The sequence below is a fragment of the Cohnella sp. GCM10027633 genome (assembly GCF_042675445.1).
Taxonomy (GTDB): domain Bacteria; phylum Bacillota; class Bacilli; order Paenibacillales; family Paenibacillaceae; genus Cohnella.
Map to the genome: position 1 here is coordinate 1 of NZ_JBHTGV010000041.1, position 830 is coordinate 830.

Genomic DNA, 830 nt, shown 5'->3' on the forward strand with positions numbered 1-830 from the left:
CGAAGTCGGTGGGGTAACCCGCAAGGGAGCCAGCCGCCGAAGGTGGGGTAGATGATTGGGGTGAAGTCGTAACAAGGTAGCCGTATCGGAAGGTGCGGCTGGATCACCTCCTTTCTAAGGAGCCCGCAAGGGCTATACAGATTACCGTAGATTATTGCTCGATGTTCAGTTTTGAAAGGCCAAGCGAAAGCATGGTTTTTCAAACTCTTGTACCTTGAAAACTGGATAGCGAAACAAAGCGCGAAAGAATGAAACATCCAAGCCTTATCTAGTGTCGTCATTACAACCTTCGGGTCGTAATGTGGTTAAGCTAATAAGTGCGCACGGAGGATGCCTAGGCGCCAGGAGCCGATGAAGGACGCGACGAACAGCGATATGCTTCGGGGAGCTGTAAGTGAGCTTTGATCCGGAGATTTCCGAATGGGGAAACCCAGCTGGGGTAATGCCCAGTTACCATCAACTGAATACATAGGTTGAATGGAGGCACACCAGGGGAACTGAAACATCTAAGTACCCTGAGGAAGAGAAAACAACAGTGATTCCGTCAGTAGCGGCGAGCGAACGCGGATTAGCCCAAACCAGGGGGCTTGCTCCCTGGGGTTGTGGGACGTCTCACATGGAGTTACAAAGGGATAGGGTAGACGAAGAGGTCTGGAAAGGCCCGTCATAGTAGGTAAAAACCCTGTAGTCGAAATGCTATCCCCTCCGAGACGGATCCCGAGTACCGCGAGACACGTGAAACCTCGTGGGAATCCGGCAGGACCATCTGCCAAGGCTAAATACTCCCTGGCGACCGATAGTGAAGCAGTACCGTGAGGGAAAGGTGAAAA

At 52.0% G+C, this 830-nt stretch carries 2 rRNA genes; both read left to right on the top strand.

What is annotated here, in order from left to right:
- Positions 1 to 114, top strand: a 16S ribosomal RNA gene (locus tag ACFQZG_RS27570); the annotation flags it as partial.
- A gap of 189 nt (positions 115 to 303) precedes the next feature.
- Positions 304 to 830, top strand: a 23S ribosomal RNA gene (locus ACFQZG_RS27575); the annotation flags it as partial.